Source organism: Acinetobacter larvae, assembly GCF_001704115.1.
GTDB classification, from domain to species: Bacteria; Pseudomonadota; Gammaproteobacteria; order Pseudomonadales; family Moraxellaceae; genus Acinetobacter; species Acinetobacter larvae.
The window spans coordinates 3,155,098-3,175,666 of the sequence record NZ_CP016895.1 but is presented as its reverse complement, the minus strand read 5'-3'; the positions used below and the strand labels follow the sequence as shown (position 1 = coordinate 3,175,666).

At 42.9% G+C, this 20,569-nt stretch carries 17 protein-coding genes; 5 read left to right on the top strand and 12 right to left on the bottom strand.

Annotated features, from left to right (window positions below; all coding sequences use genetic code 11):
• Positions 1–250 precede the first annotated feature (250 nt).
• The 6 genes from BFG52_RS14020 to BFG52_RS13995 all read right to left on the bottom strand — a co-directional run bounded on the left by BFG52_RS14020 (position 251) and on the right by BFG52_RS13995 (position 8,810).
• Positions 251–1,744 (bottom strand): UvrD-helicase domain-containing protein, encoded by a 1,494-nt coding sequence (locus BFG52_RS14020; RefSeq protein WP_099092642.1) that lies wholly within the window; start codon positions 1,742–1,744, stop codon positions 251–253.
• Positions 1,745–1,958: 214 nt separating this feature from the next.
• Positions 1,959–3,683, bottom strand: a complete 1,725-nt coding sequence (gene leuA / locus BFG52_RS14015; RefSeq protein WP_228703763.1) for a 2-isopropylmalate synthase — start codon at positions 3,681–3,683, stop codon at positions 1,959–1,961.
• A 112-nt stretch (positions 3,684–3,795) separates the two neighbouring features.
• Positions 3,796–4,569 (bottom strand): AraC family transcriptional regulator, encoded by a 774-nt coding sequence (locus tag BFG52_RS14010; protein WP_067557560.1) that lies wholly within the window; start codon positions 4,567–4,569, stop codon positions 3,796–3,798.
• A 106-nt stretch (positions 4,570–4,675) separates the two neighbouring features.
• Positions 4,676–5,464 (bottom strand): bifunctional phosphoribosyl-AMP cyclohydrolase/phosphoribosyl-ATP diphosphatase HisIE, encoded by a 789-nt coding sequence (hisIE, locus tag BFG52_RS14005; RefSeq protein WP_067557557.1) that lies wholly within the window; start codon positions 5,462–5,464, stop codon positions 4,676–4,678.
• A 208-nt stretch (positions 5,465–5,672) separates the two neighbouring features.
• Positions 5,673–6,851: a saccharopine dehydrogenase family protein gene (locus BFG52_RS14000; protein ID WP_067557554.1), complete on the bottom strand. Its 1,179-nt coding sequence runs from the start codon at positions 6,849–6,851 to the stop codon at positions 5,673–5,675.
• Positions 6,852–7,502: 651 nt separating this feature from the next.
• Positions 7,503–8,810, bottom strand: coding sequence for an FAD-dependent oxidoreductase (locus BFG52_RS13995; protein ID WP_067557551.1), 1,308 nt, complete (start codon positions 8,808–8,810; stop codon positions 7,503–7,505).
• 437 nt (positions 8,811–9,247) lie between these two features.
• Here BFG52_RS13995 and craA point away from each other — a divergent pair, with 437 nt between their 5' ends.
• The gene (craA, locus tag BFG52_RS13990; protein WP_067557548.1) at positions 9,248–10,477 is read left to right on the top strand and encodes a chloramphenicol efflux MFS transporter CraA; all 1,230 of its coding nucleotides are present in this window, start codon (positions 9,248–9,250) and stop codon (positions 10,475–10,477) included.
• A 280-nt stretch (positions 10,478–10,757) separates the two neighbouring features.
• Here craA and yccS read toward each other — a convergent pair whose 3' ends face one another.
• The 3 genes from yccS to BFG52_RS13975 all read right to left on the bottom strand — a co-directional run bounded on the left by yccS (position 10,758) and on the right by BFG52_RS13975 (position 14,871).
• Positions 10,758–12,908, bottom strand: a complete 2,151-nt coding sequence (yccS, locus tag BFG52_RS13985) for a YccS family putative transporter (protein ID WP_067557545.1) — start codon at positions 12,906–12,908, stop codon at positions 10,758–10,760.
• A gap of 124 nt (positions 12,909–13,032) precedes the next feature.
• On the bottom strand, positions 13,033–13,593 hold the full coding sequence (gene sodC, locus BFG52_RS13980; protein WP_407639214.1) for a superoxide dismutase [Cu-Zn] SodC: 561 nt from the start codon (positions 13,591–13,593) through the stop codon (positions 13,033–13,035).
• Positions 13,594–13,767: 174 nt separating this feature from the next.
• Complete coding sequence (locus BFG52_RS13975) at positions 13,768–14,871, bottom strand: AI-2E family transporter (RefSeq protein ID WP_067557540.1); 1,104 nt, start codon at positions 14,869–14,871, stop codon at positions 13,768–13,770.
• Positions 14,872–14,901: 30 nt separating this feature from the next.
• Between BFG52_RS13975 and BFG52_RS13970 the strand changes: the two genes are divergently transcribed.
• Entirely contained in the window at positions 14,902–15,165 is a 264-nt protein-coding gene (locus BFG52_RS13970; RefSeq protein WP_157758119.1) for a hypothetical protein, read from the top strand.
• A gap of 104 nt (positions 15,166–15,269) precedes the next feature.
• Here BFG52_RS13970 and BFG52_RS13965 read toward each other — a convergent pair whose 3' ends face one another.
• Entirely contained in the window at positions 15,270–15,914 is a 645-nt protein-coding gene (locus BFG52_RS13965; RefSeq protein WP_067557537.1) for a ParA family protein, read from the bottom strand.
• Between the two features lie 169 nt (positions 15,915–16,083).
• On the opposite strand from BFG52_RS13965, the gene BFG52_RS13960 reads away from it, so the two are divergent.
• Both BFG52_RS13960 and BFG52_RS13955 read left to right on the top strand, forming a co-directional pair.
• Positions 16,084–16,551 carry a Holliday junction resolvase-like protein gene (locus BFG52_RS13960; protein WP_067557534.1) on the top strand — a complete coding sequence of 156 codons (468 nt, stop codon included), beginning with the start codon at positions 16,084–16,086 and terminating at the stop codon, positions 16,549–16,551.
• A gap of 242 nt (positions 16,552–16,793) precedes the next feature.
• The gene (locus BFG52_RS13955) at positions 16,794–17,372 is read left to right on the top strand and encodes a hypothetical protein (RefSeq protein WP_407639256.1); all 579 of its coding nucleotides are present in this window, start codon (positions 16,794–16,796) and stop codon (positions 17,370–17,372) included.
• A gap of 177 nt (positions 17,373–17,549) precedes the next feature.
• Here BFG52_RS13955 and BFG52_RS13950 read toward each other — a convergent pair whose 3' ends face one another.
• Both BFG52_RS13950 and BFG52_RS13945 read right to left on the bottom strand, forming a co-directional pair.
• Positions 17,550–18,065: a hypothetical protein gene (locus tag BFG52_RS13950; RefSeq protein ID WP_067557531.1), complete on the bottom strand. Its 516-nt coding sequence runs from the start codon at positions 18,063–18,065 to the stop codon at positions 17,550–17,552.
• Positions 18,066–18,082: 17 nt separating this feature from the next.
• Entirely contained in the window at positions 18,083–18,862 is a 780-nt protein-coding gene (locus BFG52_RS13945; RefSeq protein WP_067557528.1) for a class I SAM-dependent methyltransferase, read from the bottom strand.
• 323 nt (positions 18,863–19,185) lie between these two features.
• On the opposite strand from BFG52_RS13945, the gene BFG52_RS13940 reads away from it, so the two are divergent.
• Entirely contained in the window at positions 19,186–20,469 is a 1,284-nt protein-coding gene (locus BFG52_RS13940; RefSeq protein WP_067557525.1) for a hypothetical protein, read from the top strand.
• Positions 20,470–20,569 lie beyond the last annotated feature (100 nt).

Genomic DNA, 20,569 nt, shown 5'->3' with positions numbered 1-20,569 from the left:
TTATGTCGGCATACCTTAGCAGAATGTGTGGATTCTCCCTAGCGCTTATTTGCAATTATTACCTGATCATAGTGATTTTGTGTTGCTTGATCTGTTCAATAAAAAACCGAGAAGCGCAGCAGATGCGGCGTTTGGCTGCATGCTATGGTGCTATTGTGCTGATCTGGCATGTATCTGCTATAGCGATTTCGCAATGAAATTGTATGCTGTATTTAATACGTTTTAGACAGTTTTGTCGCTATGCGGTCGGCTAGGCTGTTGCGATGTTAGCCTGACCGCGTTTGAGTTTAAGTTGCTGAACAAGATCATAAATATGGTGGATATTGAGGCTACTTTTGGCACGGGTACATGCGACATAGAGTAAGCGCAGTTCTTCATCCTGAATTTTATGATCAAGCCCATTGATTTTAAACTGATAATCATCTTCTAAATGCACCCGATCCCATTCTAAGCCCTTGGCTTTATGGGCGGTAGAAATGACATAATCTGCTTGATCTAACGGGCTGATTTTAGCCAAAGCTTTTTTTAAGGGGGCGGTGCCATGCTCATCGACCAATTTTACCAAAGGCTTGATATCACTACCGTCATTGGTTTCACAGTATTCGTGTACATCATGCCAAGAATTGAACCATGCCAGCTCTGGCACATCGGTTACCCGTTTGCCTTGTTTCAGCAAGCTGGCTGCATCGACAAAACGGTTTAACTTTAGGTGATCGGCTTGTAAGCTGACTTTATCACCTTGTACTAAACCAGATAACAGTAATTCCATGGCACGTGCATTGGTACGACATAAGATTGCATCACGCATTTTGGTATGTGGTTTGTTGACTACACGCGATTTGCGTTCAGCATTGCCGATTAAGGGTACTGCTTCATCTAGCCCACCGAGTAAGGCATTGGCAACCTCTGCAATTTCGTCACCAAAACGAAAAGAGGTGGTGAGCCGAGACTCGGGGAGCGGCAATTTTTGCATGGCATTGATGGCACCACGCCAAGCATAGATTTGTTGATGGGCATCACCGACATAAATCACTTGGGTTTGCCTTTGTTTGAGTAAAATACCCAACATAAGTGGATCGGCATCTTGTGCTTCATCAAATAGCACATAGTCAGCAGGAATATTGGGTTCAGATAAAGCCCAGAGTTTTAAATAGATATCATGACCAATACCCGCTTGATGCTGCGGGTCTATTGACTCCAACCAACGACGTTCCACCGCAGGATAGAGATGTTTTTGCAAGCTGTCGATATCGTCCGGATGCAACCATGAGGGTGCTTGCAAATGTCTTGGTGCTGGGTATTGTGAACTGGTTGAACAAAAGTAACTGACGGCATTGGCCACCAGACTGGCGAGACGACTTGAGGTGAGCAGGTATTTTTCATATCGTCCCCCCATTAAACGTCTGAGCGTAATCGGTGTCAGACGGTATTCATTGGCCATAAAGCTTGGACTTAAACGCGGCAGGCGTAATTTGTCGGTGACTCCTCGTGGCACACTGCGAAAAGCCAAGGAGTGAAAAGTACGGCAGTTGACGTTTTGATGAAATTTAGCTTGGGCTTCATTGGCAATGGCCTTGTTAAATGCCAGATACATCCCACGTCGTTGCGACAAGGCATTACTGATCATTTCTAAGGTCGTGGTCTTACCCGTACCCGCATAGGCAATGACTTTAAAAGATTCACCTTTTGCGGCTTGCGTAATGGCAAGACTTTGTTCTGCGGTTGGTTTTAATATTTGAGGCACAAGCAAAGCGTCTATAGGTCAAAGGGTTGGCAAAGATTGTGACCAGAGGTCGCAATGCGCAGGCTTGAGTATAGCAAAATATTCACATGGCGGGGAGATTTGCGCTGTATTGCTGAGCTTTGCCAACAAGACAGCTGTGCTTGCTGGCAAAGTTCTCAGGTCTCAGATGCAGCGCTAAAACCAAACGCTAAAACCAAGTGCTACGGTCAAGCGTTTAAGCGCTTAAGGACAGACCTTGTTGTGCCAAATAATTGGCATGGGCATTGAGTAAGGCTTGTACGGAACTGCTGGCGATGTCGTGATCAATGGCAACGCCCCAATAGCTTTGACCTTGTGCATCTAAACAACGGATATAACTAATACAACGGCTATGGCTGCGGCTGCCTAAGGTATGTTCGCTATATTCCGCAATGGTCATTGCAACAGGCCATTTATGTTGTAAAGCAAGTAATGATGCCGAAAGTAAACCATTACCATGCCCTTGGAGTTTGGACTTGCGCCCCGCAGCATCAATGTTGAGCTGCACTTGATAGCTCGCATCTGTCATTTTTTGACTTTGATAGTCTAGCAACTGTAAATGTGGTGTAGCGTGTATTCCATAACTTTGACAGAAAATTTGCCAAATTTCCGCTGCACTGAGTTCGCGATTGGCTTGTTCGGTGTGTTGTTGAATCACTTGGCTAAAATCACGTTGTAAGCTTGCGGGCAATTCCAAACCATGATTTTGTTGTAAAATCCACGACGCACCACTTTTGCCCGATTGACTGTTGACCCGAATAACCGCCTCGTAGCTACAGCCTAAATCGGCAGGATCAATCGGCAAATATGGTACTTCCCAATAACAATGCGTTTGTTGTTGCCGGGCTTGAAAGCCTTTTTTGATGGCATCTTGGTGGCTTCCCGAAAAGGCAGTAAAGACCAATTCACCAACATAGGGGTGACGTGGATGAATCGGCAATTCATTGCATTGCTGTACAATCTCTGCGACTTTACGAATGTCTGAAAAATCAAGTTGAGGCGCAATACCTTGGCTATATAAATTTAGTGCAATATTGACTAAATCGACGTTACCGGTACGTTCACCATTGCCAAACAAACAGCCTTCTACCCGATCGGCACCTGCCATTAAAGCGAGCTCTGCCGTTGCCACTCCTGTACCACGGTCATTGTGCGGATGAATACTGATGCTGACAGCATCACGTTGTGAAAAATGCTGGCAGAAATATTCGATTTGATCGGCAAAAACATTGGGCGTACTGACCTCTACCGTGGTCGGAAGGTTGATAATCATTGGACGATCGGCACTGGGTTGCCATACCGCAGCGACGGCTTCACAAATTTCCAAGGCAAAATCCATTTCAGTAAAACAAAAGGTTTCTGGTGAATACTGATAGGTCCATTGGGTGTCTGCTTGTTCCGCGCAACGAGCTTTGATTTGCGCCGTGGCTGCAATGGCAAGTTGGATGATTTCCGCTCGACTTTTTTGAAAAACAATACGCCTAAATACTTCCGCCGTCGCATTATAGACATGCACAATGGCACTTTTGGCACCTTTTAATGCCGCAAAAGTTCGGTCGATCAGATCTGCTCGCGCCTGAGTCATCACCTGTATCGTGATATCATCAGGAATTTTTTGTTCTTCAATAAGATAGCGGACAAAATTAAAATCAGTTTGTGAGGCAGCAGGGAAGGCGACCTCAATTTGCTTAAAGCCACAGCCCAGCAATAATTCAAAAAAAGCTTTTTTCTTGTCGTGATCCATCGGATTGGCAAGGGCTTGGTTGCCATCACGCATATCGGTCGAGCACCACATTGGTGCTTGCTGAATACGACGGCTGGGCCATGTGCGTTCAGGGAAATCCATAAATATAAATGGACGATATTTTTGTTGTGGTTGTTCTAACATAACAAAGACCTCTTTGGCAGATAAGACCATCATGCCAAGCTCAGCCTATGTCTATCTAACGCGGCATAGACTAATGCTGTCGAATAAAAGACATTTGTTTTTGCGGTTGATTTGCGATGTGGAGCCGAGCAACTTAAGCATTCACTTAAGCATCAATCGTCGGTGCGGTTTTGAGATATTGGCTTGGGGTACAGCCCATTTCACGCTTAAACATATAACTAAAAGCACTCGGGCTGTCATAGCCGAGATCAAGTGCAATGGTGAGAATCGGTGTGTTGAGAGAGAGCGCAGTTAACGCGTGTAATAATTTGGCTTGTCGTTGCCAGTGCCCAAAACTCATTTGCATTTCGCGTAAAAAATAACGGCTAATGGTTTTACTGCTCAAATGAAACTGTTGGGCTAATTGTTCTAAGCTGATGTTTTGTCCAAGATTTTGACTAAGATACAGACAAATATTCTGTAGCGTTGCCGATTTGGCTTCGGGTAGCTGAAAAGGCAATTGTTCCAAGAAACGAACTTCATCTAAGATCAATTGTAGCAGACGTTCATCGCGGCTATGCGCTTGTACAGCATGTTGAATGCTCAGTGCACTATTGATCAATTCGGACAGTAAAGGGCTAATCGCGACCACTTGGCAGTGATTGGCTAAATCGGCTCTGGCATAGGGATCGATAAACACCCCATGGGCTTCGACCTGACCATAAATCTTAATACAATGTTCAGTCTGTGCAGGAATCCATACCCCTTTATTGGGGGGAATGACCCAGATGCCTTGCCGTGTTTGTACGTGGATCGCGCCACTTAAACTGTGTAATAACTGAATGCGGTCGTGTTGGTGAAAGGGTTCGGTACAACCATGTGCATAATGCTGTGCAAAGGCAAAAATAGGATAGTCAAGATGACCATGATGATAATGCATGGTGTCAGACTCCTTCAACAGTGACATCAAACACCATCACGTAGGTGTTTGATGTTGTGGCGCTGGTCTAATGGCGCAGCCCCACATTTTATGATTGATGACTGGCTTATGCTTGACGATTGGCTTTTTCCACTAAGCCAGATAGCCCTTGGCGGCGTGCCAATTCATTGAGCACAACTTGTGGGTCGATATCGAAATAGCCTAGCGCGATAATACTATGGAACCAGACATCAGCCACTTCATAGATAAAGTCATTTTTATGGTCGGCACAAGGGTCTTGTGCATATTCTTTGGCTGCTAGAATCAGCTCTATGCTTTCTTCACCGACTTTTTCGAGGATCTTGTTGAGCCCTTTATGGTAAAGCTGAGCAATATAAGAGCTATCGGGATTCGCCGTTTTACGCTGTTGCATCAAGTCTGCCAAATAGTTGAGAACTTCAACTTGTTCAGCTTGTGCATTGGAAGCTTGCATGACTTGGCTATGTGCATTTGGGCTTGGGCTTTTTTCGGCATAGATCTGTGTTGGATCTTTAAGCTGAGCATCCACCACCTCCCAACCGTGTGCCGTGAGTTTACGGTAGAAGCAGGACTCGCGCCCGGTATGACAGGCAATGCCGCCGTGTTGTTCGACAGATAAGATGATCACGTCGGCATCACAGTCTAAGCGGATTTCATGAATACTTTGAAAATGCCCCGACTCTTCGCCTTTATGCCAAAGTTTTTGGCGAGAACGAGAATAATAAACGGCTTGATTTTTTTCAGCGCTCAAGCTCAGGGCTTCACGGTTCATCCATGCCACCATCAACACGCGACCGCTACGATGATCCTGAGCAATGGCAGGGATTAGACCTTGTTGATTAAATTTGACTTCATCAAGCCATTGCGTATTTGCCATGAGGGTTCACCTTTTGTTTATTTCACGTATGGCTTGCCAATATGCTGTGTCTTGGCAAGCGATATTTTGCTGCATGTTATCATGCAAGCATGTGTGCCTGCTTGTAAATACTAACACGACTAAATCCATAATCAGGACTCAAGACACTAAAAAGCTGTCCTGTACCCTGATCATGGATTGGGCAAAATGCAGTGCGCAAGCGTGAAACTTAAAGTGCCGCGCTATCTTGTGCGGTGAGTACGGTCACGCCAGCACCTTCTGAACCACAAAAACCATCAAACAATGCAAAGAAGGCATCTGGATCTATAACTTGCTCTGGTGAAAAGACGCCTGCGTGTTGGAAATGACCTTGCTGCAACAAGGGTAAAAATAATGCTTGTGGAATACCGGTCAGGGTGGCCATCCCACCTGCTGGCAAGTGTTTTAAGTAGGCACCGACGCGCGTCGGTTTGTTGTCTTTGAGACCCGCAGCAAAAGCAAATGAGCCCGGGGTTTTTACTGCCACGGGACTGGCTTGAGTCGTTGGGGCATCTTGCTGTACCTGTTGCAATATTTTGCGTGCTGCATCATCGACACTGATTTGTCCAGCAGCAATGGCTTGGGCAGCTTGGCGTAAACTATCAACCCAATCAGCAATGCCTAACATGCCGTTATAACAGCTTTGTAATTGCGTAAAGTGCCGTGGCAAGGTAATGGCTTCTGGATGCCCCAATGACCAAACGTCCATTAAACCAAACTCAGGGAAATCAATAGTCGAGTGTTCCAGTGCATCGGTTTCAATGCTTTTACCTTCGCGAATAATCCGAATTTTTTCAGACAAACAATGCATTAAGTGTACTGCAGCGGCATCAACACTGCCTGCAACGGGTGCTGTTTGAAAACCATCATCGGCATTGACGGCACCCGAGAGTTTCCAGGCCGAAATAATGCGATCAACACGATCCAATTGCTGCGCTGCTTTGACACAGAGCAGGTTAATAATGCCTGGACTTGCACCTAAACCAATAACAGCAATGACATTATTTTGTTTGGCTTGTTCATGTAATTCCAGCATGGCTACGGTTGGCTGCCAGTCATCACAAATATCGCAATAGTGTTTGCCTTCAGCAATGGCCGCAGACAAAATGGGAACGCCAAAACGGAAGAAAGGTCCTGCTGAGTTGAGGACCACATCGACTGCGGCAATCGCATATCGCAGTTGTTCTTGATCGGTGACATCTAAAAAGATACTACGGGCGCGCGGGTCGTTGAGGGATGCAGCAAAACGCTCTCCTAAGTCAGCATCGATGCCCGCTATAATGATTTCTTCAATAAAGTCAAAGCTTAATGCTGCACGAACGGCAGCACGTCCCATACCACCACTACCACCTATTGCTAATACTTTCATGAAATGCCCCAGATATCGTGTTGCTTATAACTTGAATTCGAAATATTAAATCTAAAAATATTAAGTCTTAAAATACTGCATCGAATGCGTGGATTGGATGAGAGCATGCACTGCTGTTGGCACAGTACATGCTTATCCATTTTCAATACATCGTGTGCATGACATTGATCTAGCGATGAACAATAATTGACATGATGTATTGTCAACTTCTTTATATTAAATTATTTAATTGAAAAACATCAAGTTTATAGCATGACTCTAGGGGGCAGCCAATGGTCGTCTAGCGGCCAACTGGCTGGTCTATACTGAAGTATAGCTGTGTCTATTGATTTGTCGTTGAGGCAAAGCCGCATGTGCTGGGCTTAAGAGCGAGTTTTTTGCTGCCAAAAATACATCAGGATCGCCCATAAACTGCTTGCCAATGCCGCGATGAACAATAACAACGCGATACGATTTAAGTTTATATGCGGTTGTTGTGATAGGAAAAAACAAGCAAATAAAAAGCTAAAGCAGAGCCCAAAGCAAAGACTTGTTTTGAGCAGTGAGCTATTTTGGCGCGCGAACATAATTAAGTTTCTATACTATAAATAAATTAGCTCGATTTTACCCATTTTTTGCCATCATGAACATCGCTATGTGACACAGCGGCTGCTAACGGCAAGTTTTGGCGATGTCAGCATAGGAAAATTGTTGTAAGGCATTACGCTTTAGACCTGCAATGGTCAATGCCATCTGTCTTTGTAAATAGGGAATTTGATTCATCAGTGGAAAACAGACATCACGAAAATAGCCCGCACTACGGCTGTGTGATTGGTATAAAGGGGTGAGCAGTCGACTCAGCGTTTGATAAAAAGCGGTCGAAGGTTGTCTCAGTAGATGATAATGCTGCCATAGTTTTGCCCAGTCCATTTGTTCGTGCTGACGTGCTTGTTGTATCGCTTGTCCCAGTGCCCAAGCATCGAGCAATGCCATGTTGGCACCTTGCCCTAATTGCGGGCTCATGGCATGTGCTGCATCACCGATCAAACCAATACGCCCCATGCCAAAGCGCTTGAGGACCACATCTCGATATTCAGCCGCCAGCCATTGTGGTGGCTGTGCGCTATGTTGCCAAATCTGTGCCAAGTGTTGTGCAACTTTGGGCCAATGTTGTGCAATCTGCTGTAGCCAAACTTCATGATCATGTTGTTGGATAAAGGCGGGAAGCTGCTTGCTCGGCATGCTCCAAAAAATGCTGCTGAGACGCTGTGTGGGGGCATGTGGTATACAGCCCGAGGGTAGGATGCCCAGCATGACTTGAGCACCGGCATAGTATTGATGCAAAATTTTCTGTTCAAACAGGGTGTGATCTTGCTGTTCTGGCACAATACACCAGGCTGCACCCCAAGGATAAACTTGCTCGATTTTGACCCAAGCGGCGGGACGTAATTGGCTGCGCGCACCATTGGCAATGAACACGGCATCATGAACCTGTTGAAAAGCTTGAGACGATTGTTGCGTTGGCTGCTGTGATATGACTTCACCATGGAGGAGTACATGCTGTGACTGTTCCTCAATCCGCTGAATGCGTGTATTGAAGTGGCAGTCGATCAGATCGCGATAGGGCAAGAGACCTTGTTGTAGCACATGGCATAAGCTAGCACGATGAATACCCAGGCCATAATACGCAGTATCTGCTTGTGAATAATGGCTATCGACCACCAAACGACCATCTGGCAAGCAACCTTTTAAACCAGAAATCTCAGCAGTCAGTTGCTGAACCTGCGTTAATAATCCTAAGTGTTCAAACACTGCTAAGCCAGCGGGTTGTAACAACAAGCCAGCTCCTACAGGGGCTAAGCGCGGTGCTTGTTCATAAAGACTGACCCGTATATTAAGTTTGGCGAGCACGATCGCGGCAGCTAAGCCAGCGGTTCCTGCTCCAATAATGGCAAAATGTAAACTTGTTGTTGTCGGCATATTTTTGCAATGATTTTGTAATACGTTAAATGAATAATAGGAGGCTATGCTGATGCAATTGTGCGAGGCGTAGCTTAGCAAAAGTGCGCTGATTTACCAAGTGATCCACTTTGCCGTGAGCATAAATGGGTTATGTTGAAGAAAAGCTGATAAAAATGTTTAGTATTACTAAAAAAATCTGTTAGAATTTTCTGACTTGATACTGTCTGTTTTAAGTGAAAACAATTCTATCATTCTCTTTTGAATTGCTTTAGACACCTTGTGAATACGGTGTATCTATGTGCTAGGTATAAATTTTCTTGTTGCTGTGCTTTTTGGCACCGACTTTCCTAGCAACCTCTAAAAATCTCTATATTGTTTATATCCTACTTGTGTTCGCTCATGCAGGCTTGGTCTGTATTTGGGGCAGCAAGTACAATTTTTGTGTGTAGATTAAAATGCAAAAGGTTCCAACTACCACCTTGAGCCGCGCTACGTTAATGTTTCCATTGGCATTGGTGCTGTTCGAATTTTCGGTATATATCGGAAATGATTTAGTCCAACCTGCGATGCTTGCCGTTACACGAGACTTCGGCGTGAGTAGCACATGGGCACCGTCATCCATGTCTTTTTATTTATTGGGTGGGGCTTGTGTCGCCTGGTTATTAGGACCTTTATCCGATCGTTTAGGTCGTAAAAAAGTATTGCTCGGTGGCGTACTCTTTTTTGTACTGACCTGTTTATTGATTTTATTGACGCAAAATATTTATCAGTTTCTGGCTTTGCGTTTTTTACAAGGCTTTGGTCTGACGGTCATTTCTGCTGTCGGCTATGCTGCAATCCAAGAAAGTTTTGCGGAACGTGATGCTATTAAGGTGATGGCGTTGATGGCAAATATTTCGCTATTGGCACCTTTATTAGGTCCTGTGGTCGGTGCAGGACTGATAGAACATGTCTCTTGGCATTGGGGCTTTATTGGTATTGCTGCCATGGCTGGGCTCAGTTGGTTTGGTCTCAAAAGCAAAATGCCAGATATACAAGTCTCTGTTCCCAAACGTTCGCTACGTTATATGCTGCAAGATTTTAAACAGGTTTATCACAATAAGCGTTTTTTAATCATGACGGCATCATTGCCTTTGCTAAGTATGCCACTGATGCTTTGGATCGCGTTATCCCCCGTGATGTTGGTCGATGAATTGGGCTTGAGTAGTGTTGAATATGGTCTAAGTCAATTTCCCATTCTCGGTGCTTTAATTTTGGGTAATTTGGTTTTGGTGCGGATCGTAGATAAATATCCATTGGGCAAAACTGTTTTAATCGGTGTACCGATTATGTTGGTCGGTGCCTTGATTTTATTATTCGGTACTTTTCATCAAGACTATGTGTTGCCTTGTATTTTACTGGGTTTGAGCTTGATTAGTTTTGGTGAGGGAATTGGATTTTCTATTGTTTATCGTTTGGCATTAATGTCATCTGAAGTTTCAAAAGGAACGGTTGCTGCAGCCATTTCATTATTATTAATGACTTTGTTCTTTAGTATTATTGAAATTGCCCGCGTGTTATATGAGCATTTTCATATCATCTCCTTTGCTTTCTGTTGTTTGGTATTGCTATTACTGTGGTTTACTTTACCGCGTACAGAGCTTAAAAAGATCATGCAAGAACGTGCTGCCAATCAGCAGTTCTAATCTAGCATGGTCTAGATGACGTCATTTGTCGATGAGAGCCAGTGTCGATGAGAGTTAGGGTTTTCTTCAGCAATGTTTGTGCGATGCACAACTTGCTGGATTAAACCAGCATGACTATCCCGCTTTGAAGTCCCAGTTTTAAAAAGCCTCGTTTTAAAAAGCCCAGTTTTAAAAAGCTTAGTTGTGAAAATCAAATACTGAAACGCTAGCTGTGAAACTTCAGTTTTGCAAAGCCAAGCATTGAAATCTCAGTGTTTGCAAAGCCAGCTCTACCCGTAAGTTAGCGAATTTCCCAAGCCAATAATTGCTGTTGTAATAATAAAAACTCAGGCAAAGTTTCTAATAGCAAACTCAGTTGTTTGAGTACCAATAATATGTGTTCATCATGATCATTGCCGAAACTGAGCGCAGCAATTTGCGTACTCAATTGCTGTAATTGTTGTTCATCAAGCGGTTGTTGCTGGACTACGCTGTGTTGTAATAGCTGCTGGCAGTTTATGAGTAATTGGCGGATGGCAGTTTGTGCCGTGTACTGCCGATGGCTACCCAAAGCGGCGATATAGCTCAATTGACTATGACTATAAACCAGATAACGAAAAGCTTGCTGGATTAGTTCAGCATTGGGGTGTGGTTCGGTACTTAAACTCGAAATCATATTGGATAGTTCAATCTGCGCATTATGCGCATAGCGCCGTGCTTTGCGATAAGCAGTATGGTTATTGCGCCCCTGCAAATACTGTTGTACCACTTCATCAAAATAAGCCATGCTATTGAGGTTACTCTGACGAATATTGCGACTAATATTTCTAAAGTTCCAATCTGGCCAGATAAAACTGACAGCAAACCATGCGATTAAACAGCCCAATAGCGTGTCGATAATACGGGGCAGAATGACGCTATAACCTGCGCCTTTTAAATTGAAAATTAACAATACCATCAAGGTGGCCATGAGGGTTGCCATGGCATATTTTTTGGAACGTAAATAAAAAAAGCATACGCCAAAAATAATGGTCAATAATAATTGTCCAGTCATGCTGGGAACAAAATACAGAATTGGAATACCGAGGAATACCCCTAGAACCGTACCGAGGGTGCGGAGTTTTAAGCGACTTTTGGTCGCAAAATAACTGGTCTGACAAACAAATAAACTGGTTAATAAAATCCAATAACCGTGTTCTGTGATGGGCAGTAAGGAGATCAGATTACCGATCAGAAAGACCACCGCAATACGAACCGCATGACGAAAAAGAGCCGAGTCGGTATTGAGGTGCTGCTTGAGCTTGAGCCATAAATCACCGAGCCCTTGAATATCGTCATCTAACAGTTTGAGATGTTCAACTTGCTGGCTATTTTTCGGTGATTCTATGCTTTGTTGTTGGCTGAGACGTTGCAATTGCTCTTGCAGTGATGTGAGATTATTTAAAATCAGTTTAAGGTTTTTAACTTGTAATTGTTTGGGATTGGCACTGATCCAGTCTTGCATAGAGTATTCTAGTTGTGTCAGGGCATAGCGTTGTTCTGGATTTTCCTGATAGTTTTGACGATGCAAAATACATTGTGAAATGTGTTGGCAGGACTGTGCCAGTAAACGAATATTTTTTTGAATACGGTAAATCAAATCACTGCGACTAAATTGTGTTTGTAGTTGTTGATAATGGACAAAATTGGAGCTGGCATGCTCATGTAAATCTTGGGCTAGAAAATATAAATCTAACCAGTAAATGGTAGTGGCATTGGCACGTGAGGCTTTTAGACGGGTCAGTAATGCGCGTTTGGTTTGATTTAGACTGTGCACTATAGGCGTATTGTACTGTGACAGGGTATAGAGCAGTTGTTCGACATTGTCATAATTATCGGGATCAAATAGCCGTGCTTTGGCATAGAGTAGGTCGGCAATTTGGCTAAAGCTTTGCGCGAGATTATCTTGTAATGCTTGCGTCGGTTTGAGTAAATAAAAAATGATCGAGCTCAGACCATAATATAAAGCGCCTAACACAAAATAACTGGCTTGGGTCGACCAGTGTGGATATTCACCGATACCAAAGAGTGTATAGATAGATAATAAGACTGCACCAAACGAAATAACCGCATAACGTTGTCCCAAGGCACCCAATAAAATCAAAGCAGCACTGGATAAAGAAAAATAAACCACAAACAGTATTTTATAAGGATAGATGAGGCTTAATAGGCTACTGACTGCAAAAAATAAAACACAGACATAAATGAGATTTCTAAGCCGAATACTTAGGCGATCATCAAAATCTGTGAGCGCTGCTGCAATAGCACCTAAGGTCACCGGGACGATGAGTGACTGATTATCAAGAAAATATAATCCCAGTGTGGTGCCACTGAGTACAATTGCAATTTGTATGCAATACAGCAATAAAGAGTTACTGCTAAGGTGCTGTCGTAGCGCTTGCCAAGCTGTCATCATCGGCATCCATCATGATGCAAAGTGCAGGGTATCATCAAAATGTGGATATCTTCGTAGATATCCACATCATCATCATAATAATAATAATCAGATCATTATCATCCGATCAAATCTTCAAGCATTAGATAATACCGCAAGCTACACGGTTACCTCCGCCACCTAGTGGCGCAGGGCTATCAGAATAGTTATCACCTCCCTCATGTACCATAATGGCAAGCCCTTTGATGTCTGCCAATTTTAACCGTGGTGCAATGACCGTGGTTTGGGCTTTACCATCACTGTCGACATTGAGTACCGGTAAATCACCTAAGTGACCATCATTGGGCGTGCCGTGATGTGGTGCATTGTTCGGGTTAAAATGACCACCTGCCGCCAATGCTGCCCCCATCTTGCCATCTTTTTCAGCTGGTTCACAAGAGCCTTTTTCATGGATGTGGAAGCCATGATAGCCTGGGGTTAATTGGGATAAGTCATTTTCAATAACCAATCCTTGCGCGCTGTCACTGAGTTTTACTGTACCAATGGCAGCACCGACCCCTGCAGGGCTTACCGCATGTACAGTGACACGATGTACAGTTGTTTGACTGAGATTTTCTGTTTGTGTGGTTGCTGTGTTACACCCCAATAAAGCGGCTGCTGCAATACTACAGCAAGCACTCAGTTTTAATAATTTTAATGACATTGACATATCCTAATTTTCGATGTGTAGCATGATTTAAACAAAGCTACAGCCAGATGGCAATCGAAAATAACTATATGATTGTATAGATCAATTAATCAAAATCATCGCAATGAAAACCTTATTTAAGTTAAGGGATTGGTTTAAGTGAAGCGATTGCAACGGCCTTGGGCATGATCATGCATCATTCTCATCATCATACAGCAGGGTGGTTTTAGGGACCTGCATGCTTTCTCTTTTCTCATGCAGCCACTCACGCCAAATCGCCAATAAAATCGCTAAAATAACTGGTCCAATAAATAAACCAACAAAACCAAAACTGGCTATACCACCCAGCACACCAAACATAATCAAAATAAATGGAATACGTGTAGCGCCAGAAATCACAATCGGTCGAATGACATTATCTGCCGTACTGACGATGCCAATACCCCAAAGCATGACGCCGATGGATTCAATGGTCTGACCTTGTGAAAATAACCAGAGTGATACTGCACCATAGGCAAAAGGCGTTCCAAATGGAATTAATGCAAATAAAAATGTTACCAACGTCAGGACTGTGGGGTTGGGAACTCCGGCAACAAAATAACTGAGTCCTGCCAACAGTGCTTGAGCAATAGCGGTTAGCCCTACGCCATAAACAACGGCACGTGTGGTTTCAGAAATCGTATCCAGATAATGATGCACACGTGGACCGATAATATTCTCTAAGGCTTGGCTGACTTGTTGCAAAATGGTTTTACCATCGCGGTAAAAGAAGAATAGAGTTAATAACACAAAGAACAGTTTAATCAGGTTACGACTAATTTCATTCACCACAGCCTTACCATAACTGAGATGCCCCTGTAACCATGTTGCAATGGTCTGCGATAGGCTGCCTGGCTCAGCATTAATCTGTTCCATAATACGGGCTACTTCAGGTCCAATTACTGGCAGCTGTAAAATAAATGCTGGCAGATTGAGATCACCAGAACTGAGTTGTTGTTCGAGGTTCAGATAAAGATGACGACCTTCTTGTTGCAGCATAAAAATAGTAATAATGAGCGGTAAGCCAACCACTAAAATAACCAGCGTTAACATGATGGATGCGCTGAGATTAGGGCGGTGTTCTCCACAACAGCGCAGAATATATTTATATAGCGGCCAAGTCATGTAGGTAATAATGCTGGCCCACAATACGGGAACGATAAAGTACTTGAGAATGTCGTAGCCCAAAATGACTAAAATGACGAGCAAGCCAAGTAATAAAATACGCTGTAAAGATGAAAAAGTATTTTGCACAAATTTCTCGAATATCAGTCAATCAAAGGGATGGATATAAAACAAAGGGATGGATATCAAATGGCAATTGGGGGAGCTGCTATCAGCCATTTAAACAGTTTTATTTACAGACTGCATGGTGCTGATAACAGAATAAATGATGACGCACCGCTCAAGGGCTTAAATCATCTTTCCTCACCCAAAATTATTCTAGCTTTAATTTTAATCATTTGGGTTGTTTTTATTTATCAATTACTTCGATGGAGAAAACCCGATGGAGAAAAACAGCTCAGAGCAAACCATAGACAACGCTAGAATAGGCTGTATCTGCATACCCTAGCGCGGACATACTGCACGGATTGGCAGCAACGCAGTGTGTTTACTGAATACCGCAAAGGCGAGCATTGCAATGTCAGGGTTTAAAACCAAGTGGTTGGATCATCAATTAAAACATTTAACAAGGGTTGCCATTGCTGTTGCAGTTGGTAGGCATTTTTTTGGGTTTTGTCAAAAATACTTAAACCTTGTGCCGCCAGTTGCCCATATAGGCTGCGTTCAGAAATCCAAGCAGTTGGTTGCTGCTCTACTTTCTCAAAAAACTCTTGAATGATTTTACTGCTGGCACTATTGCTTTTAACACGGTTGGCAATCAAGTAGATCTCGACCTTACCTTTACGAATGCGCTTGATATTCTGTATATGCTTTAAGAATCGTCGGGTACTGTCGATATCGAAGAATGAAGGCTGTAAAGGAATGACTATGGCATCGCATTCGGCAATCAGCTGCTCGGCATGCTCACCATGTAACGCACCCGGTGCATCGATAATCAAATAATCTAAGTTTTTAGGCGCATCACCAATGGCTTTTTCTTGGCTCCAATTCAAGCTCTGAATGGGGGCACAGTCCGACGGTCGCTGCTTCAGCCACTGTAGCGCAGATTTTTGGTTATCGGCATCTGCTAATGCCACCTTATAACGCTTTTGGGCGAGTGCTGTCGAAAGCGTGATTGCCGTTATGGTTTTTCCGCAGCCGCCTTTTTGATTGGCAATAAGTATCGTCTTCATGTTCGCTTTATTAAAAAAAATAGTAAATGTTGATCGGTTTAGGTCATCGCTAGATTGATTTATATTTCAACTATATACCTTAACATTATTTTATGGGTTTGCGATGCTACATGACAAAAGAAAGCTGTTTGTATACATTAAATGGCGCTTAAAAATTTAGGAAAACTTTATGTCAGTTTGGGTGGCCATGGCGATCGGTTTAGTGATCGGGATGATATTGACCACAATAATGTTAAATGGTACACGGAATGGTCGCATAAAAGCGGAATACGAGCAATATATAGCCGAGTTGGAACGTGATCACCAGCAGGCATTGATTGTGGCACAGAAAAAAAGTGTCAATACCAGTCGGGCAGTTTTAAAAGGTAAAATGGCTGAGCAATTGGCTCCGTTATTACCGGAATTTCCCTATTTACCTAGTGATGCCAAATTTATGGGGGATCCGGTCGATTATATTGTTTTTGATGGCTATAGCGATTTTAGAGATGGTGATGGCGCTGCAGAAGATATAGAGGTGGTATTGATTGACATTAAGAGTGGTACTGCACGTCTGACCAAAGGCCAACAGGCAATCGCTCAGGCGGTTGCTGAGGGGCGAGTACGCTTTGAGACCATTCGTATAGATTTTGCTGACTGACACTGCATGGGATGCGCTGGGTATTTTACAGGCGTGGCATAAGACAGCAGTTACATAAATCTTATAGAAGACTCGTTTTAAATAGCCTCTATTATTTTAGGATAGTTTAAATTTGTGTTATTGCTTGATGCGTTGCGCTCAGTAGCAACTTGCGAACAAAGGAGTTTCGTTGTATGCAGGCTCGATTATTGGGATTTAAATCCTGGACGCAAACTCAGCGTCCATCGACTAGGATTTACCGCATGGGGTTGTGTGGGGTTTTATTGTGTGTGGTGAGTCAGTTCGGCTTTGCGGTTGATCCACGTCATGATCAAGGCAAAGCTGACAGCGTAGAATATAATATTGCCAAAGGGTTAGCGCCCGTTGTGCAAAGTCAAAATATTTCAGTGCTGGATCATTTTGATGGTGAATTCCGTATTTTAGGCAGTAAAGAATATCATCATGATGAACAAGCTAAGTTTTCTCCAATCGATTATGCGGTAACACGTGGTTTATTTACCGAACCTGAAATTGCACGACAAATTTCGATTAATCAATATGACCGCTTTTTAAATTGGAAAATGGCACATCCCCCAATTGATCCGCGTTTGGCGACGCAATTGGTGAGTAATATGCACATTATTCCTGCCAACCCGAAGATTGCGCAAGAAATTAAAAAGGTTAAACGAGGCGATTTAGTCCGCATTCAAGGTGAAATGGTCCAAGTCAATGATCGTGATTTGGTATGGACCTCAGCACTAGATTGGAATGGTGTGGGGGATGGTGCATGCAAGCTCATTCGTGTGGATTCAATACAGTGGTTAGAACGAGAAAATATATAGTTTAAGCCGCGATCTGCTCTTTTAGGATGTATGTAAGATTTAATGCCTTGATCACAATGATCAGGGCATTTTGCTGTACATTCTTAGACTTAGCCTAGTGCTATGAACCCAGAATCATACCATCTTGAATGCTGACGCATGCCAGCCTGAGCAAGAGAATAATCAATGGAATCAGGTTTATTTTTTCTGTTGCGATTGCCATTTTTGTAATTGTTGATGTGCTTGTTGCTGGGCATCTCCTGTGGTGAAGGCGGAAAGATTTGCGCTGTTGCTGACTGGTGTTGGATTCTCTGAAAAATGATGTAGCTGTTCATCCCAGTGGGTGGCATATAAAGCTTGGATATAACGCCCTTGCTCAGTTCTTAAATCTAGTGATTTCAGTAGGTTTAGTGCAGATAAAATAAAGTCATGCTGGCGTTGTTGTAGCAGTTCTTGACTCATTTTTTGCTGCTCTGCCAATAACTGTAAGTCTTTTTCAATATCATGGGTCAAATTTTTAATTTGCTTTTCAAATTGAATTAATTGTGCAATGTCATGCGGATCATCTGCTGTTTGCTGAAAATCTTTGATTGCGGCACTGGCACTACTTTTATCTGCTGCTGAATCAGATGCATCTTTGGGGTTGCATCCTGTAAGCAGGATTAAACTCAGTGCAAGGCTGCTGATTAAGCGTGCAGCATATTTTGGACGCATGACATTACTCCAGAGTGTTAGGATTCGGTTTTTTGGAAGTGATAAAGATAAGTGGTATAGGGGAAGGCAATCTGATCTTCAGGACCTTGCTGGGTATAGTGCTGTACTATGCTTTCAAACTGTTGTTTGAGTTGCTGCTGTTGAGCTTGCGGCATGGCGGCAATAAAACTGGTCGATAATAAACGCTGACTGACCACATCCTGAACGCGACCTTCATGATATAAAGCAAAATGACTGCTGCCTAGTGCCTGAAAAAAGTCTTGTTGTTGGAAAACTTTTTTCCAGTTTTCGCTGTGATAGCGCGGCGTATCGGCTTCATATTGTGCAATTTGTTCAGCCAGAGCTTGCACCCAAGGTACGCTGATATCACGCTGATTCCAAACCAATAACAAATGCCCTTGGGGTTTTAAAATACGATGAAATTCTTGTAAGGTGGCAATGTTGTCAAACCAATGAAAAGATTGCGCACAACTAATTAAGTCAACCGTCGCATCGGCGAAGGGCAGATGTTGGCTGTCGGCTTGATAAGCAGTAATGTCTGGATGTGCTTGTTGTAATTGTTGTAACATTTCTGCAATCGGTTCTACTGCGATAACTTTTGCTTGAGATTGCTGTAAATAGGGTAAAAATTTGCCAGTGCCCGAGCCAACATCCACCACCGTACTGTGACGATCAAGTGCGATGTGCTGTTTAAGCCAAGCAACAATTTGTTCAGGATAATGCGGTCGCGCCAGTTGATATTGCTGGGCATGGCTGGAAAAACCCGCCTGTGCTGCGTGATGAATTGTTTCAGACATATGCAAAACCACCTATCTCATTCTAAGTGCTTAAATTAACGAATTAAATCGGATCTCGTCCAGCAGTTTTGTTTAAATATTGTTGAATCACACTGTACAATTTAATGCAAAATAAAGGATAAATTGTGATGATAAGCAGATTTAAAACAAATGTTTAGCATTTAAACAAATAGCGTGTAGCGACAGGGTGTGGATTAAAACTGGAATATAATGTGCTTTTGTCTCAGACTGACGGGGTTAGAATAGAGCTTTTCGCCCTGTGTTTGTTGTGAAGCATAGGTTGAAGTGAAGAAAAGCATTTTCCGTCTTTTTTCGGTGTGGCAATGGATAAGCAAATAATATTTGAAGATGAACATATTCGCGTCATTTACTTAAAAGCGCACACATCCACATTGGTCATTTCTTTTGGTGATTTGATTACGCGTGCCAAAGGAACCATGATTAATGCAGAAAAATCATTGTTCAAATATGGTTATGCGGCATTAGGGATTATGCCTAAACAGAAATCATGGTATCCAGCAGCCAGTATGCAAGCCATGCTACCGCATGTGCTGGATATTTTGCAGCAGTATTCGTATCGCGTGGGTTATGGCGGTTCTATGGGCGCTTATGCAGCGATCAAATATGCCAAAGCTTTACAGATGCAACGCGTTATTGCCATGGTGCCACAATATTCTATCGATCCGACTGAAGTGGTGGATAGCCGTTATCATGGTTTTTATGACCCTGAACTCAATCATAATATGCGCATTCAAGCAGAAGATATCGATGCTGACTGTGAATATATCATTCTCTATGATCCTTATTATGCTGAAGATCGAGAGCATTATTTAAAAATTAAACCCCTTATTCCGCAGTTGAAACATTTACATGTGCCGCATACGGGGCATGATGTGATAGCGGTCTTGGCGAACTCTGCCTTGCTGCATGATTTTATTGAACATACTTGGGATGAGCATTATTTTTATCGGCAAATTCGTCAGGTCAAGAAAAGCAATAAATTTTATTATCGTGGTGTTATCGCACGTTTATTAGGTCAGCATTATCACGCACTCGGCGACATTCTTAAAAATCTCGATATGCAGTTAGATGCGCAATTTTTTGATAATCAACTCAAACAACGTATTACCCGTATTTTATTGGCACATAAACAAGTTGATCAGCAAGATTTAGAAAAGCTGGGTATTAATATTGATCTGCCACAGCAGCAAAAAAATCAGCTTTATGATGCACAAGGGCAAGTGTTGGTTTTCAATTTAATCAGTCAAAAAATAGAAAGCTACCCACAACAGGTTGTTGACCTCAATGGTAAATATATTATTCCTCTGATTATTAAAGCGACGGGTTTGGCACAAGTCGATATACAAGGGGAGAGTTATTATGTTGCTATGAATGATCGCCGTATTTTTAAATTACTGAAAACAGATGCAGTGCTAACGACTGGATTACATCCGATTATTGTCAAAAAATATTCAGACTATTATGTGCTCAGCTATAAACAATTTAACCTCGCGTGTAATACACAAGGATATTGTCAGTTTGAATCAGAAGATATCGTGGAAGATGCCAAGTTTTATCATGAGCCATTCAGTGCTGAACTCATCTAAGACATAGCAATTTACTATATAGTGATTTACTGGCGATGACTTTGCCGAATGCATCGCAGTGGAGCAGCTAAGTCGATAGCAGCAGATTTAGTCAAAGAAT